Source organism: Ralstonia sp. VS2407 (assembly GCF_052950655.1).
Window position 1 is genome coordinate 1 of the sequence record NZ_JBRFVG010000207.1, and the last position, 486, is coordinate 486.

The window sequence follows — 486 nt, forward strand, 5'->3', positions numbered from 1 at the left end:
GTCGGACAGCGTGCCCTCGATGTAGCCGTCGTTCCCGACGTAGAACGTCGTCCACGCGTCGTACGTGTCGTCGACGTCCTTGCGGTAGACCTTCAGCGTCCCCGAGATCGGGTTGCCCTGCGCGTCGGTCACGCCGCCGGTGACGACCGAGGCGGCCTCAGCCGGTGCAAGCACACCGATGCTCAGGGCCGCGGCGACGAGTCCCGTGCCCGTGACGGCAGCGGCGGTGCGACGCAGCGAGCGTCGCGTCAGTGGATTGATCATGTACATCCCCGTTGTTGTGGTGGTGTGGACCGGCGTCGCTGATGACACCGGTCGCCCCTCGCTCCGGCGACGGCGCGAGCCAGAGCGGATCCTGTCCGCCATCCGCCCAGAAGGCAACCATCACCCGCCGGCGAACGGCGGCAGGAACTCGACCGACGCGCCGGGCTCGACCACGACGTCGCCGGGTCGCTCGGTGCTGACCGGTCGGTCCCCGACCAGGAC

1 protein-coding gene is annotated in these 486 nt (G+C 70.0%); it reads right to left on the minus strand.

Going from position 1 to position 486, the window contains the following annotated elements:
- On the minus strand, positions 1 to 264 hold a 264-nt coding region (locus ACU8YE_RS24645; RefSeq protein ID WP_446930060.1), incomplete at its 3' end, for a hypothetical protein.
- Positions 265 to 486: the final 222 nt, after the last annotated feature.